Here is a 14,562-nt window from a genome sequence, read left to right on the forward strand (position 1 = left end):
TCCCCCCCCCCCCCCCCCCCCCCCCCCCCCCCCCCCGCCCCTCCCGGCACAATTCGATCATGCGCGACGGATCGCCCAGGTAGCTGGGGTAGCCCTCCACGCCGAAGAATGCCACCGGCCGCCGGGCGCCGACCAGGGCCACCAGTTCGAACTCCAGCAGATAGGCGTGGGCCTGTTCGGCCGCCGGATTGAAGCGGCGGATGGCGGGCAGGCCGCCGCCGTGTTCACTGCGTGCGGGAAAGGTCTCGCCCACGACTTCGACATTGCCGAGATCCCGGAAGCGCAACGCCTCCAGCAGTGCCGGCTCGTGCAGGGCGTCGCCGCCCAGCAGCAGCAGGGTCTTCCTGCCCGCGGCGACGTGCGCCGCCACCTGCTCCACCAGGCCGCCCTCCAGCACCGCCGGCGCGCCTGCCACCCGGGCGGCGAAGACGGGTTCGTCCATCGTCGCCGCCTGCAGGTCCATGGGCAGGATCAGGCTGTGGATGCCACCCTGGGGCGCCATCGCATTGGCCAGGGATTGGCGCACGGACATCACCAGCGAGGCCGGCGAGTCGGCACGGTAGACGCCTGCCGATACGGGCCGCGCCAGCGACTCGATATCGCTGGCCAGCGGCGGATCGGCCTCGACATGCCACGACATGTGCTCGCCGATCACGTTGTAGACGGACGAACCGGCGCGCCGGGCGTTGTGCAGGTTGGCGATGGCGTTGGCGAAGCCCGGTCCCAGGTGGGTCAGCGTCATCGCCGGCGCGCCGCGCATGCGGTAGTAGCCGTCGGCGGCACCCGAACACACGCCTTCGAAAGCGCACAGGATGGGCCGCACCCGCGGCACGGCATCCATCGCGCCGACGAAGGGCAATTCGGTCGTGCCGGGGTTGGCGAAACAGACCTCGATGCCCGAGGCGGCGGCGCTGCGCAGCAGCCATTCGGCGCCGGTCTGTCGTACGGAAGCATTCATGCCACCCACTCCTGCCGCGTCGCCTCGGCCAGGGCGGCGTCGATGATGTCCAGGCCCTGTTCGAACACGGGCATCGGCGTATTAAGCGGAAAAAGAAAGCGGATCACGTTGCCATGGCTGCCGCACACCAGCAGGATCAGTCCGCGCGCCAGCGCATGTTCGCGCACGGCCTGGGCCAGCGCGGCCGCGGGCCGCCCCAGCCCATCCAGCAGTTCCATGGCCAGCATGGGACCGAGCCCGCGCACCTGGCCGATGCAGCCATGCCGGGCGCGCGCCGCCTCCAGCCGCTCGCGCATGACGCGGGCCAATCGGTTGCCGGCCTCCAGCAAGCCTTCCCGCTCAAAGACATCCAGGACCGCATGCGCGGCGGCGACCGCCAGCGGCGCGCCGGCATAGGTGCTGCCCAGTCCGCCCGGCGCCACGGCATCCATGACCTCGGCACGCCCGACCACCGCCGACAGCGGCATGCCTCCGGCAAGACTCTTGGCCACCGTGGTGAGGTCGGCCGCCACCCCGTAGTGCTCCATCGCGAACATCGTGCCGGTCCGTCCCATGCCGCACTGGATCTCGTCGGCGATCAACAGCATGCCGTGCGTGTCGCACAGCGCGCGCAGGCCTCGCATCAACGCCGGCGGCGCCGGGTGGAAACCGCCCTCGCCCTGCACCGGTTCGATCACGATGGCGGCCACGCGGGCAGCCTCGACGTCGTAGCGCAGCAGGTCCTCGAGCGCGGCCAGGGAACGGCCCACCGCCTCGGGCGTGTCGGCGCCCGGGAACGGCACGCGGTAGACGTCCCCCGGGAAAGGGCCGAAGCCGGTCTTGTAGGGAGCGACCTTGCCGGTCAGCGCCAGCCCCATCATCGTGCGCCCATGGAAGGCGCCGGTAAAACCGATGATGGCCGTCCTGCCGGTGGAGGCGCGGGCGATCTTGACCGCGTTCTCCACGGCTTCCGCCCCGGTGCTGAAGAAGACCGTCTTCTTGGCGAAATCGCCCGGCACCCGCGCGTTCAGCCGCTCGGCCAGCGTCACGTAGGACGCGTAGGGCACGACCTGGTAGCAGGTATGCGTGAAACGCCGCGCCTGCTCGACGATGGCGGCCTCCACCCGTGGGTGCCGGTGGCCGACGTTCAGCACGCCGATACCGCCAGCGAAGTCGATGTAGCGGCGACCGGATTCGTCGGTCAGCTCGCTGCCCGACGCCTGCGCGGCATAGATTTCGGTCGTGAGGCCCACCCCCCGGGGGCAAGCCGCGTTCTTCCTGTCGGTCCAGCTCGCGGTCACGTCTCTTCTCCTGGTTGCCCGGCCTCGGCCAGGCCAACGATGTCCTGCGCGAACACGGTCTGCTCCGCGTCGCCGACCAGTCCGGGTTCGGACGGATGTTCCACGTACCGGCAGATCAGCCAGACGCCATCCCGCGGATTCTCGATCAGCTCGACAATGGCGCCCTCGTTCGTGCGTAGCCGGGTCCCGGGCTCGATGTCGATCAGATTCAGCGCGTTATGTCCGCTCATGCCTCATCCTTCGGCACGGATGTTCGCCAGCCGGGCCACGTCTTTCCAACGCGCCAGCTCGGAGCGGTTGAAGGCCGCATAGGCGGCGGCGTCCTTGGTCGAGACCTGGAAGCCGACGGTCTCGAAGCGCTGCACGTTCTCGGGCTGCTGCGCGCCCCGCACGATGGCCTCGCCCAGCCTCCGGACGACATCCGCGGGGGTGCCTGCGGCCGCGTAGGCGCCCAGCCAGCTGGTCACCACGAAGTCCGGCATGCCCGACTCCACCATGGTCGGCACGTCGGGCAGATCCTTGGTCCGGTTCGCGCTGGACACCGCGATGGCGCGCAGCGTGCCGGCCTTCACCAGGGCATTGACGGCGGGCGCGTTGGCGAATGCCATGTGCACGTCGCCGTTGCGCAGGCCCGAGATGACTTCGCCGCTGGAGCGGTACGGAATGTGGGTCACCTTCGTGCCTGCCTGGAGGTTGAACAATTCCGAGGTGAAATGGGCCGAGGTGCCCACGCCGTTGGTGGCGTAGTTCAGCTTGCCGGGGTTGGCCTTGGCGTACTCGATCAGCTCGGCCACGTTGCGCGCCTTCACGTCGCGGCCCACCAGCAGGACGTTGACGAACTCCGCCACCTGCGCCACGGGCGTGAAGCTGGCCTGGGGATCCACCGGCAGGCTGGGATTCAGGATGACGGGCAGGATGAGGCCGCCCAGCCCGCCCGACAGCAACACATGGCCATCGTGGGGCTGCTGCAGCACGTACTGCTGGGCGACCGTGCCGGTACCCCCGCCCTTGTTCTCGACGATGGCGGGCTTGCCGAACTCCTTGCTCACGATCTCCGCGATCAGCCGCCCCGCGATGTCGGTCACGCCTCCCGGCGGATAGGCGACCACGACCTTCATCATGCGCGACGGAAAACCGTCCTGCGCCCACGCCGGGCAACCGCCCAGCGCGGCGGCGCCGGCGAACATCTTCAGCACATCTCGACGATCCATGTTTCGATACCCCCAGTCAGAAGAAGACGGTCAACGCCTTGCCCAACAGCACGGTCTGATCCAGCAGGATCTCGCGCCGCAGGACCTTCCAGCCCGATTCGGTGCGGCGCAGCGTATCGTTGCGCTTGCCGACGAACCAGGCTACCTCGGTGTCCAGGCGGTTCTGGTAGACGATGAAACGCGAGCGCGTCCGGACCTCCTCGTCCGGCCCGGCGCCGGACGTCTCCAGGACACGCACGTTGGTCACCAGGTGCGAAGTGCGCGAGGCCGGCTCCTCCGCCCAGTGCATGCCGGTGTTGATCTGCTCCACCCGCTGGCGCAGCGTCGGCTTGCCCTCGTCGAACCACGCCGCCTCCACCCCCTCCCGGGTGTGCTCTCGCTCGCGGTTGTCGCGCCTGACGTTGCGCGCGATGGGCATCCAGTAGCGGATGTCGTCGTGCAGCAGCGTCAGCCATTCGTCGAAGCGGCGCTCGTCCAGCAGATCGGCCTCGCGGTAGAAGAACTGCTCGACCTCGCGCAGCAGGAAGGCGTGGTCGGTATTCAGGTGAGTCTCGGTCATGGCGCGCTCCCGCTTATTCGTCGTAGGTGGGCATGAGTTCGTCCCACGAGCGCCCTTCCATGAACTGCGCCCATCTCGCGTAGTAGTTCCGGTTGTTCTCCTCGGTGAACTCGCCTGTCGTCACCGCGCCACGCAGGCCCGGCACCGGCCTGGCATGCCCGATGCCCATCTGGTAGTTGTAGTGCAGCGTACGGGCGATGGTGCCGGTGCTCGACTCGGTGGCATAGCGCCAGTTTTCCATGTCGTCGGATTCGGTCATGCCGCCGGGCCCCGAGTAGCGCAGGTAGTAGGCGCGCGCCGCGTCCTTGACCTCCTGCGGGGCGTCCTTGTCCACGAGATAGATGCGCCACATCTCCGTCTCGGTCGCGCTGACCGGATGGAACACCGCGATGGTGCGCGGCTGGCGGCCGTGCACCGCCATGTTGGGGAACACGGTCCCCACGCTGTGCAGCACGCGCATGGTGCCGGCCAGATTCTTTTCGCGTTTCTCGTATACCTCGCGGTAGTACTGCTCCACCTCGGGATAGTTGGCGAAGATCGGTGTGTAGGGACTTTCTTCGTAGTACGGCGCCCGTCCGACCAGCCCATGCCCGAGGTCCTTGAAGGAGATCGACACACGGCTCGGCGTCGGATCGCGCCGGCCCTTCCCGCCTGGTCCGATGCCCACGACGTCCACCGAGCGGTGGCTGATGTCGTGGTAGAGATCGGCATTGAAGTTCTCGGCCGCGGTCTTCCAGTTGCAGGGGATGCGCCACTTCTGCACGCCGCCTATCATCTCCGACCCGCCCGGGCTGCCGTCGCGGTGGTCCAGGGCGAAGTCCAGGTACAACTTCATGTCGCCCAGGTATTCTTCGAACGACGGCGCGTTCTCGTCCCAGGTCGCCCAGATCGTACCCTTGTAGTTCACCAGCCCGGCCACCGACTTCAGGCCCCAGTTCTTCTTGTCCAGTTCGCCGTAGTAATGGGTCTTGAAACCCGGCACGCCCACCAGTTCGCCGGCCCGCTCGACCAGCTTGCCGTCGGTGGAATAGCTCCAGCCGTGATAGGGACAGGTGAACGTGCGGTTATTGCCCTGGTCATAGCGGCACAGCCGCATGCCGCGGTGCAGGCAGCTATTGAGCAGGACCTGGAGCTGTCCCTGGCGATCCCGGGTCAGGATGACCGAATCGTTGCCCATCCGGCTGACGAAGTAGTCGTCGGGATTGGGCACCATGCTCTCGTGCCCGACGAACAGCCAGGCGCGGGAGAAGATGTGTTCCAGCTCTTCCTGGAAGATGTCTTCGTTGACGTAGACTTCGCGGCTGACCGTGCCCAGTTCGGCGTCGACCAGTTGCTGCGGGGACCACTTCCGACTCATGTATCGTTCTCCGGAATGCGTGAACGGCGGCGGAGATCCGCGGCGCGGCCGGATGGCGCGCCGGCGGCCCTGCCGGACATGTGTCAAAGGTAGAGATGGGCCCCTCGGGTGTCTACGCAGCCGCGGCCATACCGGGTATGGCTGACGTGAATACCGGGCCGTCGCGCCTCGAGCGGCGGTCCGGCATCAGCGCAGCGAATGCGCCACCTGCGCCCCGTATCTGGACAAGAGGCCACGCGCGGCCCGGACCTCCCATAGCCGGTCGCCGTCTTGCACGCGCGCCACCATGCGGGCCATCAAGGCCATGTGATCGGAACTGGGGATGGGGCAGGCATAGCGCACCAGGCTGGTCAGCGAGCGCAGCGCCAGCGGCGGCGAATCGAGCGCGCAGGCGGTGGCCAGCGACCGCTCCAGCCAGGGCCTGAACACGCTGGCCGGCTGCCCCTGGCGGAACAACTGCTTGCCCTTGATGCGTTCGAACTCGGACTGGACATAGCGCGCCTGGGTCTGCGTGACCTCGCGCAGCCCCTGCGCCGTGGCATCGAGCCCCGCGCCGACGTCTTCCACCAGATCGCAGGCATCGGTCCAGCGCGCGATCAGCAGGGGGGCGATACCTTTCATGATGGCGGGAATCCGCTGGACGCAGGAGGCCATCTCCCCCAGCGCCGATACGTCGCCGCGCACGGCCTTGACCCAGGCCTCGCTCGTCTCGGCGCACACGGCCCACAGCGGCGTGCCCATCTCGCGCGCGATCTGCAGCGCCTCGGACGACAGGATCGCGACCTCGTCGACCTCCCGGTTCAGGCGGTGCAACTCGGTGGCCGACACCAGCGCGTACAGCAACGAATAGCGGTGGCCGATCCGGCGCGCATGGGCCACCGACTCGCGCGAGGCCTGCAAGGCATCTCCCACACTTCCGGCATGCCAGTGGGCAACCGACAGGATGGCCAGGTTCGTGACGCGGGCATCCTCGCCCAGGGTCAGGTTGGCATGCTGGGGCTGATAGGCCTTGGCGCCGAGTTCGAGATCCGCCACCGCCTCGACGAAGCGTCCCAGGAAAAAATGGCTGTAGCCCCGGGCATAGTACGCGTGGGACAGGAGGTTGGGATCCTCGGCCGCGTCGGCCATGCGCAACAGCGTCTCGGCCAGCGTCAGCGTCATCGAGAAATTGGCCCAGGAACTGGCGCTGGTCCACAGCCCCCAATAGATCGGGAACAACCGGGGATCGTCGCCCAGCGGCTGCGCCAGGGTCAGCGCCGAACGGAAGGTCTCCACCGCCTGCTCGGACCCGAAGCCGTACAGGGCGCACAGCTGGATGCCGAACTCCATCCTGATGCGCAGTTCCTCCATGATGGCGTCAATCCCCTCGCCCTGCCGTTCGAACCATTCCAGGGCGCTGCGGTAGTAGCTCACCGCCTCGCGGTACGCACACTGCGCGGCCGCCTTGCGTGCCGCCTCCAGCAGGTACTTCACGGCGGGCGCACGGCTGCCGGCGCCGGAATAGTGCCAGGCGAGCACCTCCGGATTGCCCTCGGCCAGACTCGATTCGAGCCGCCGGGCCAGGCGCGCGTGGGCCTGGACCCGCGCCACGCGGGTCTGCGACTGATAGGCCGCCTCGCGCAGCAGGGCGTGGCGGAAAGCGTAGGTCTTCTCGTCGCAGCGCACGACGATGTTCTGGCGCTGCATGATGGCCAGCGCCTCGGCCAGTTCGGCGCGCGCCTCGCCCATGGCCTCGGCCAGCAGATCCAGCGTGAACTCGCCCCCCACCACGGAGGCGAACTGGGCGACGTGGCGCGCCCGGCCCACGCTGTCGATGCGGGCCATCAGCAGATCCTGCAGCGAGGCCGGCAGCGACCAGGGCGACGCCGGGTCCCGTCCGTCGGCCAGCACGTCGCGGGTCAGTTCCTCGGCGTACAGCGGTATCCCTTCGGAAAGCTTGATGATGTCGCGCAGCAGATCGGCATCGATGTCCTTGCCCTCTGCCACCGCGTGGACCAGGTCGACGATCGCGAAATCGTCCATCGGCCCGAGGTCGAGATGATCGACCTCGACCGTGTGCTTCCAGGGCGGCACGAATTCGGGCCGGGCGGTGATGATCAGCATCCTGCCGGGCAAAGGCCGCTCCACCAGCAAGGCGAGGACGTCGCGCGTGGACGGGTCGGCCCAGTGGACGTCGTCGAAGCAGATGACGCCGCCCGCCGGTACCATCGCGCCCAGCAACGCATGGCACAGGGCCCCGGTCTCGTCGGCGCCGGCCGCGCCCTGCTCGCCGTCCAGCATGCGTTCGCCGATCGCATCGAGAATGCGCTCCGCGCTCTCGGGCAGGCAGGCATGCCGCTCGGTGGCCAGACGCTCGCGCCAGGCGCGCATCCAGCGCACGAAAGGATGGTAGGGCATCTGCCTGAGCTCGGACGAGCATTGCAGGAGCACGCGTTCCACCTGCAGGGTGTCGCAGAAATGCTCCACCAGGAAGGATTTTCCCAATCCCGCCTCGCCGCGCACCAGGCCGACGTAACGTCCTCCCTTGCCATGCGCGTCGACGAGCCGCGCCATCTCCTCGTCCCGTCCGCAGAACGCGCGCACCGCCTCCTGCCGCTCCGGGATACGCTGGCCGCAGACCAGGAAAACCTGCACCTCGACGCCGCGGGAGCGGTCGGTCAGTTGCCCCGCCGATTCGGTGCGGTATCCATCGCCCAGCAGGTGCAGGGTGACATCGCTCACTGCCACGCCCGATCCGCCGGCCATGGCGCCGAGCTGGAAGGCCAGGCGCGACACCATCCCGCCGGCATCGGGGAGATCGTTCTCGGCGGAGCTGATGGCGATGCCGGTATGCACGCCCAGGGCCCCCCGCACCGGCAGATGGGCCGCCCCGCCGCCCCAGTGCCGGGTCCAGATACTGTCATGGCAAAGCAGCGCCGCCGTCACGGCGCGGCGCGCGGCGTCCTCCTGCGCATAGGGATAGCCGAAGTAGCCCAGCAGGCCGCCGGGCGTGCGCACGACATGGGCCCCCGCGGCCCGCAGCGTGGGTTCGCAGCAGGCGATCAGTTCGCGCTGCACTTCGACGATGTCCTCGGGCTCTCCGGTCACCTCGAATTCGCACGACAATACGGTCAGTTGGCGCCGCTCCCCCTGCGGAGCCTGCCGCCTCGAGCCGGGCGCGCGGTCCACCGCGGGCATCTCCAGCAACGCCGCCACGGAAGCATCCGGCGCGGCGCCGAGCTCCATATCGAGCACATGGCGATAGCGCTGGAACTCCCGTCTCGCCCGCTCCAACTGGCCGGCCTTCACGAGCACACGCAGCATCTGGTGCCAGGCCGCGTCGTCCAGCGGCGCGACGGTCACCCATTGCTCGGCGCATTCGATGCAGGCCTGCAGGTTCCCTTCCCTTTCGTGGCTTTCGACCAGCATGCCCAGGGCCTGGAGATAGCGCTGGTGATACTGCTCGCGGCGCATCTGCACCCAACTGCTGAAATCCGGAGCGTCGTCCAGTTCCAGGCCCTTGAGGAACTCGCCGCGATACAGCGCCACGGCGTGGGCGATGCGCTCGGAGTCGATGGCCGCGCCCATCGCGAGCGCGCGCTGCTCGCTGTCCAGGACGGAGGTGAAGGCCCCGACGTCGGTCCAGAGCCCGGCTTCGGCCCGCAGCCGCAGCACGTCGCGGCTGCTCTCGATCGCGTCGGGCTTGAGGGCGTCCTTCAGCAGGAACAGCATCCGCCGCAGATTCTCCCGGCCCGCCTGCACGCTGGCGTCGGGCCACAGCAGGAAGGCGAGCGCTTCGCGCGTATGGAAGCCGCCCTCCAACGCGAGGTACGCCAACAACGCTCTTGCCTTGTTGTAACGGATGGAAAGCGGCCCATCGGCGCTTTCCATGGCCAGAGGCCCCAACAGGTACAAAGAAAGCGAAGATCGCATAGCTTCGGGGATGCCGCGCAAGAGAAATCTGAAGGGAAGCTCACGGTTGGACGACCCGCCAGGGCCTTCCACCCGGTCAACTCCCGGCTTACGGTTCATGCCTGAGGGCCTGGATCGCGCCGGGCATGCCGGGTTTTTTCCTGGTTCTTTACATCACTCTAAAGTGATTTAAATACATCATTTATAAACCGCTTGCCAGAGGTAATCGCCTTACAGATCTTTTCTAATTGAAAAGAATGTCACAATCATGCGAACTTGGCATGAGCAACATGTTTCAGTCGGTTTTGTCACGACAAAAAAGAGGGGCCGGCCACGACGGCGTCCGTTGGAATCCGGGGACGGTCCCCGCTTCCGGCCGGCTCAGGCCCTCAGTGCGCGCGCCGCGCCTTGGCGGCGATCAACGCGGCGAAGCAGGCCGCCAGCACGAACGCAAGAAATGCGCCCAGGTAGGGCCCCTGCCGCAGGCCCGCATCCAGCATGACGCCAAAGGCGAGCGGCGCCAGCGCCGAGCCCGTGTCCATGCCGGAATAGACCAGCCCGTAGACCGAGCCGGTGGCGCCGCGCGGCGTGACCCGGCGCACCAGCATGTCGCGGGACGGACCCGCAACGCCCGCGCACAGCCCGGCCAGGGCGACGCACGGCACCGCCGCGACCGCCGGCAGCCAGCCCATCGCCAGCAACGCCAGCAGCGCGCCGGCCGCCACGAAGGACATGCCCACGATGCGCTCGCTGTGGGGGCCGCTGGAGACGAGGAACCCTCCCAGCACCATGCCGCACGCGCCGGCCACCATATAGCCGGACAGCGCGGTACTGGCGGTCACGCTGGAGATCCCGTAGATGGACCCCAGGATGGGGATGGTGTAGTTCTGGACCGCGGAGATCGCGACGGACGAGAACATGAAAAACAGGAAAGCGCCCCAGACCACGGGATTGGCCAGCAGCGCGCCCAGCGACGTCCCGGCCGGGGCTGCCTCCAGGCGTCGGCCGCGAGTCGGGCGACGCGCCGCTTCCACCGCCAGCAGGCGCCGGCCCAGTACGGTCATGGCCAGGACGATCGCCACCAGCAGGCCCGCCCCGAAGGCGGCCACGCGCCAGTTGAACAGGTGGGTAAGCGTCGTGATGAACACCGGCGTGGTGGCCCAGCCCAGATTGCCCGTGATGCCGTGCGCGCTGAAGGCGTGCCCCAGGCGGGGGCTGCTGACGCGGCGATTGAGGATGGAGAAATCGACGGGGTGGAAGACCGAGTTGCCGATGCCGGCCACCACGGCAGCCGCCATCAGCCAGCCATAGCTGCTGGCCAGCCCCAGCAGCAGGCCCGCCACGACGAAACAAGCCAAGCCGAACCACAGGACCGGACGCGGGCCCGCACGGTCCACCACGAATCCGGAACTGGCCTGGCCCACGCCCGAGATCGCGTAGAACACCGCGACCAGCACCCCCAGTTCGGCGAACCCCAGTCCGAACTCCGTCGCCAGCGGCGCGAACAGCGAAGGAATCACCAGTTGGAAGAAATGGGAACTCGAGTGGGCGATTCCCACCAGTCCGATGACCTTCCAGTCGAGCCTGCGCCGGGCGAACTTCATCCCGGGGGCGGCCAATACTTGCTGCACGTCGTCTCCTGCTTCTTTCTCTGCGGACTGCGCCGCGAATCCTGCTTCTGCCGGCGCCCTAGGCCGATCGCCGGATGACCGGCCAGGCCCGCTGCAGGTAATACATCATCGACCACACCGTGAGCACGGCGGCGATCTCGATCAGCCGCGATCCCCACCACAGCACGTCGATGCCGAATACCCGCCCCCCATACAGCAGGCACGGGATGGCGGTCATCTGCGCCGCGGTCTTGAACTTGCCCAGCCAGTGCACGGCGACGCTAGTACTGGCGCCGATCTTGGCCATCCACTCGCGCAGGGCCGAAATGGTGATCTCGCGGCCGATGATGACCAGCGCGATCATGGCGTCGACCCGTCCCAGGTTCAGCAGCACGAGCAGCGCCGCGCTGACCATGAGTTTGTCGGCCACGGGGTCCAGGAAGGCGCCGAACGAGGAGGTCTGGTTCAGCCTCCGCGCCAGCCAGCCGTCCAGCCAGTCCGTCAACGCGGCGAAGATGAACATGCCCGTGGCCACCGCATCGCGCACGGCCGTGGGCAGCACATGCTCCGGTACGTAGTACACGCTGACGACCAGCGGGATCATCGCGATCCGCACCCAGGTCAGGATAATCGGCAGGTTCAGAGGCATGATCGAATGCTAACAGGCTACAGGGAAAAGTTCTCGGAAAGGGTCAGTGCAACTGCCGGTGGATACGTTCGGCCAGATCCAGGGAAATGCCCTCGACGGAGGCCAGGTCCTCGACGCTGGCCGAGACCACCCCGCGCAGGCCGCCGAAACGCGCCAGCAGCCGCTGCCGGCGCTTGGCGCCGACACCCTCGATTTCCTCGAGCCGCGAGACATTGCGGGTCTTGGCCCGCCGCGCCCGCATGCCGGTGATGGCGAAGCGGTGCGCCTCGTCGCGGATCTGCGCGACCAGCATCAGGGCCGCCGACTCGCCCCCCAGCGCCAGCGGCTCCCGGCCATCGGCGAAAATCAGCGTTTCCAGGCCGACCTTGCGCCCTTCCCCCTTGGCGACGCCGACCAGCAGGCTGATGTCCAACCCCAGTTCGGCAAACACCTGGCGGGCGATCTCGACCTGGCCCTTGCCACCGTCGATCAGCACGACGTCGGGCATGACCCCGTCCCCATCGGCGATTTTCTCGTAGCGGCGGGTCAGCACCTGCCGCATGGCCGCATAGTCGTCGCCGCCGGTGATGTCGTCGATATTGTAGCGACGATACTCTTTGGGCTGCATCGCATGGTGGTGGTAGACCACGCACGAAGCCTGCGTCGCCTCGCCCGCGGTATGGCTGATGTCGAAACACTCCATGCGCAGGGTTTCCAGCGCGGCCTCGTCGGCGTCGATGGCCAGCACCTGCGCCAGGGCCTCGGTGCGCGCCTGCTGCGATCCGGCCTCGGCCAGCACGCGCGCCAGCGCCAGTCCGGCATTCTTCCTGGCCTGGTCGAGCCAGCTCTTGCGTACGCCCTGCGGCTGCTTGACGAGATTGACCTTCGCGCCGGCCTGCTCCGCCAGCATCGCCACCAGGTCGGCATCGGGCAGGGGGTGCGACACCACGATGGTGCCGGGCAAGGCCCGATCGATGTAGTGCTGGGACATGAAAGCCTCCAGCACCTCGGCGGGCGAATCGCCATCGGCATGCGTGGGGAAAAATGCCTTGTCCCCCAGGTGCCGCCCGCCCCGTATCATCGCCAGGTTCACGCAGACCTTGCCGCCCTGCATGTCGACCGCGATCACGTCGGTATCGCCGCTGCCCCCTTCCATGGTCTGCTGGTGCAGCACGCGGGACAGCGCCGACAGTTGGTCGCGCAGGGCGGCGGCCTCCTCGAAACGCATCTCCTGCGACGCGGCGAACATCCGCGTCTCGATATCCGTGAGCACGGCCTGGGTCTGGCCGCGCAGGAACTGCGTGGCCCGGTCCACGTCCAGGGCGTAGTCCGCGGCCGAGACCAGCCCCACGCAAGGCCCGGAGCAGCGATGGATCTGATAGAGCAGACAGGGCCTCGACCGGTTGGCGAAGACCGTGTCCTCGCAGGTGCGCAGGCGGAAAACCTTCTGCAGGATCTGTATGCTCTCGCGCACCGCCCATACGTTGGGGAACGGGCCGAAATACTGGTTGGCGCGGTCCGTGGCCCCGCGGTAGTAGGCGATGCGGGGGAAGGCGTGGCCGCTGACCTTCAGGTAGGGATAGGACTTGTCGTCGCGGAACAGGATGTTGTAGCGCGGCGCCAGCGACTTGATCAGGTTGTTTTCCAGCAGCAGGGCCTCGGCCTCGGACCGCGTCACGGTGACCTCGACGCGCGTCACCCGGGCCAGCATATGCGCGATGCGCGGGCTGCCCACCTGCTTCTGGAAATACGAAGACACCCGCTTCTTCAAATCCCGGGCCTTGCCGACGTACATCACCTCGCCTTCGGCGTTGATGTGCCGGTACACGCCGGGCAGGTGCGGAAGCTGCGCCAGGAAGGACTTGACGTCGAAGACCGGCGGAGCCTCTTGCGCGACGGCCGGCGCGGACGCCTCCTGGGGCGTCACGGGCACGTCCGGCTGCGCCGGCGTCTCCGGCGCCTGGGTGTCGTCCTTCTTGCGGCCGGCCATGTCCCGCCCTTCCCTCAGGCGCCGGCCCGCGCCAGCGCCTGGACCGCCTTGCGGGCCTTGCGATAGGCCGGATCGGCCGCCAGCGCCTGCCAGTCCTGGGCGGCGAATTTCGGCTTGAGCGAACGGATGCGCGCCACCGACGCCGGATCCTGGGTCCAGCCGAGCCGGCCCAGCAGATCGTCCGCCAGGTCCGGCCGGTTGCAGACCAGCACCATGTCGCAGCCCGCGCGCAGCGCGGCCATCGCCCGGCCGTGGATGTCGCCCGCCACCGAGGCGCCTTCCATGGTCAGATCGTCGGAGAACACCACACCGCCGTACTGGAGCCGTTTGCGCAACACGGTCGTCACCCACTTGCGCGAGAACCCCGCGGGCGACTTGTCGACCCGCGGATAGATGACATGGGCCGGCATGACCGCCCCCAGGAGGGCATCGCCCAGCCAGCGATAGGGCTGCGCGTCTTCGCCCAGCACTTCTTCCAGCGAACGGTCGTCCACCGGAATCTCGTGATGGGAGTCGGCCGCGGCAAAGCCGTGGCCGGGGAAATGCTTGCCGCAGGCGGACATGCCGGCCAGCGCCAGCCCCTGGACCAGCGCCCGGGCCAGCATGGCCACCACGCGCGGATCGCGGTGGAAGGAGCGGTCGCGGATGACGCGGCTTTCGCCGAAATCCAGGTCCAGCACCGGCGTGAAGCTCAGGTCCACGCCGCAGGCCCGCAGTTCGGCGGCCAGCACCCGCCCCGTATCGGTAGCCGCGCGCATGGCGTCGAGCGGGTCGTTGTCCCACAGGCGCCCCAGGGCGCGCATGGGCGGCAACACGGTGAAACCGTCGCTGCGGAAACGCTGGACCCGTCCGCCTTCGTGATCGACCGCGATCAAGAGCGGCTCGCCACGCGCGGCACGGATGTCGGCGGTCAGTTTGCTCAGTTGCGCCCGGTCGCGGAAATTGCGGGCGAACAGGATCACCCCGCCCACCAGCGGATGGCGCAGCCGCTCGGCCTCGGCGACCGCCAGCTCGAAACCCGCCACGTCCACCATCACGGGGCCGGGGGCAAGCGAAGAAGAAAGGGATGCGGTCATGA

At 68.1% G+C, this 14,562-nt stretch carries 11 protein-coding genes (1 of these 11 running past the window's edge); all 11 read right to left on the reverse strand.

From position 1 onward, the window contains the following. Positions 1-958 carry the 5' portion of an acetolactate synthase large subunit gene (locus tag AC1Q6E_RS20420; RefSeq protein ID WP_492573417.1) on the reverse strand. The gene continues 671 nt to the left of window position 1, outside the view, so 958 of the gene's 1,629 nt are visible here — the first part of the coding sequence; the start codon lies at positions 956-958; the stop codon falls past the left edge of the window. Beyond that, complete coding sequence (gene gabT / locus AC1Q6E_RS20425) at positions 955-2,238, reverse strand: 4-aminobutyrate--2-oxoglutarate transaminase (RefSeq protein ID WP_492573418.1); 1,284 nt, start codon at positions 2,236-2,238, stop codon at positions 955-957. Before gabT ends, AC1Q6E_RS20420 begins: the two co-directional genes overlap by 4 nt. Then, positions 2,235-2,468, reverse strand: coding sequence for a hypothetical protein (locus AC1Q6E_RS20430; protein WP_152795153.1), 234 nt, complete (start codon positions 2,466-2,468; stop codon positions 2,235-2,237). Before AC1Q6E_RS20430 ends, gabT begins: the two co-directional genes overlap by 4 nt. Positions 2,469-2,471: 3 nt before the next feature. Continuing rightward, entirely contained in the window at positions 2,472-3,449 is a 978-nt protein-coding gene (locus tag AC1Q6E_RS20435) for a Bug family tripartite tricarboxylate transporter substrate binding protein (protein ID WP_152795155.1), read from the reverse strand. A 16-nt stretch (positions 3,450-3,465) separates the two neighbouring features. Next, positions 3,466-4,008, reverse strand: a complete 543-nt coding sequence (locus tag AC1Q6E_RS20440; protein WP_492573419.1) for a 3-phenylpropionate/cinnamic acid dioxygenase subunit beta — start codon at positions 4,006-4,008, stop codon at positions 3,466-3,468. 13 nt (positions 4,009-4,021) lie between these two features. Next, complete coding sequence (locus tag AC1Q6E_RS20445) at positions 4,022-5,365, reverse strand: aromatic ring-hydroxylating oxygenase subunit alpha (RefSeq protein WP_152795159.1); 1,344 nt, start codon at positions 5,363-5,365, stop codon at positions 4,022-4,024. Positions 5,366-5,551: 186 nt separating this feature from the next. After that, the gene (locus AC1Q6E_RS20450) at positions 5,552-9,235 is read right to left on the reverse strand and encodes an AfsR/SARP family transcriptional regulator (protein ID WP_492573420.1); all 3,684 of its coding nucleotides are present in this window, start codon (positions 9,233-9,235) and stop codon (positions 5,552-5,554) included. Positions 9,236-9,645: 410 nt separating this feature from the next. After that, the gene (locus AC1Q6E_RS20455) at positions 9,646-10,860 is read right to left on the reverse strand and encodes an MFS transporter (RefSeq protein WP_492573464.1); all 1,215 of its coding nucleotides are present in this window, start codon (positions 10,858-10,860) and stop codon (positions 9,646-9,648) included. A gap of 85 nt (positions 10,861-10,945) precedes the next feature. Beyond that, on the reverse strand, positions 10,946-11,515 hold the full coding sequence (gene pgsA, locus AC1Q6E_RS20460) for a CDP-diacylglycerol--glycerol-3-phosphate 3-phosphatidyltransferase (protein WP_152795163.1): 570 nt from the start codon (positions 11,513-11,515) through the stop codon (positions 10,946-10,948). Between the two features lie 43 nt (positions 11,516-11,558). Further along, positions 11,559-13,484 (reverse strand): excinuclease ABC subunit UvrC, encoded by a 1,926-nt coding sequence (gene uvrC / locus AC1Q6E_RS20465; protein WP_492573421.1) that lies wholly within the window; start codon positions 13,482-13,484, stop codon positions 11,559-11,561. A 14-nt stretch (positions 13,485-13,498) separates the two neighbouring features. Then, positions 13,499-14,560 carry a beta-N-acetylhexosaminidase gene (gene nagZ, locus AC1Q6E_RS20470; protein WP_492573422.1) on the reverse strand — a complete coding sequence of 354 codons (1,062 nt, stop codon included), beginning with the start codon at positions 14,558-14,560 and terminating at the stop codon, positions 13,499-13,501. Positions 14,561-14,562 lie beyond the last annotated feature (2 nt).

This window comes from Pigmentiphaga sp. MLSB6-MA01, from assembly GCF_058793475.1.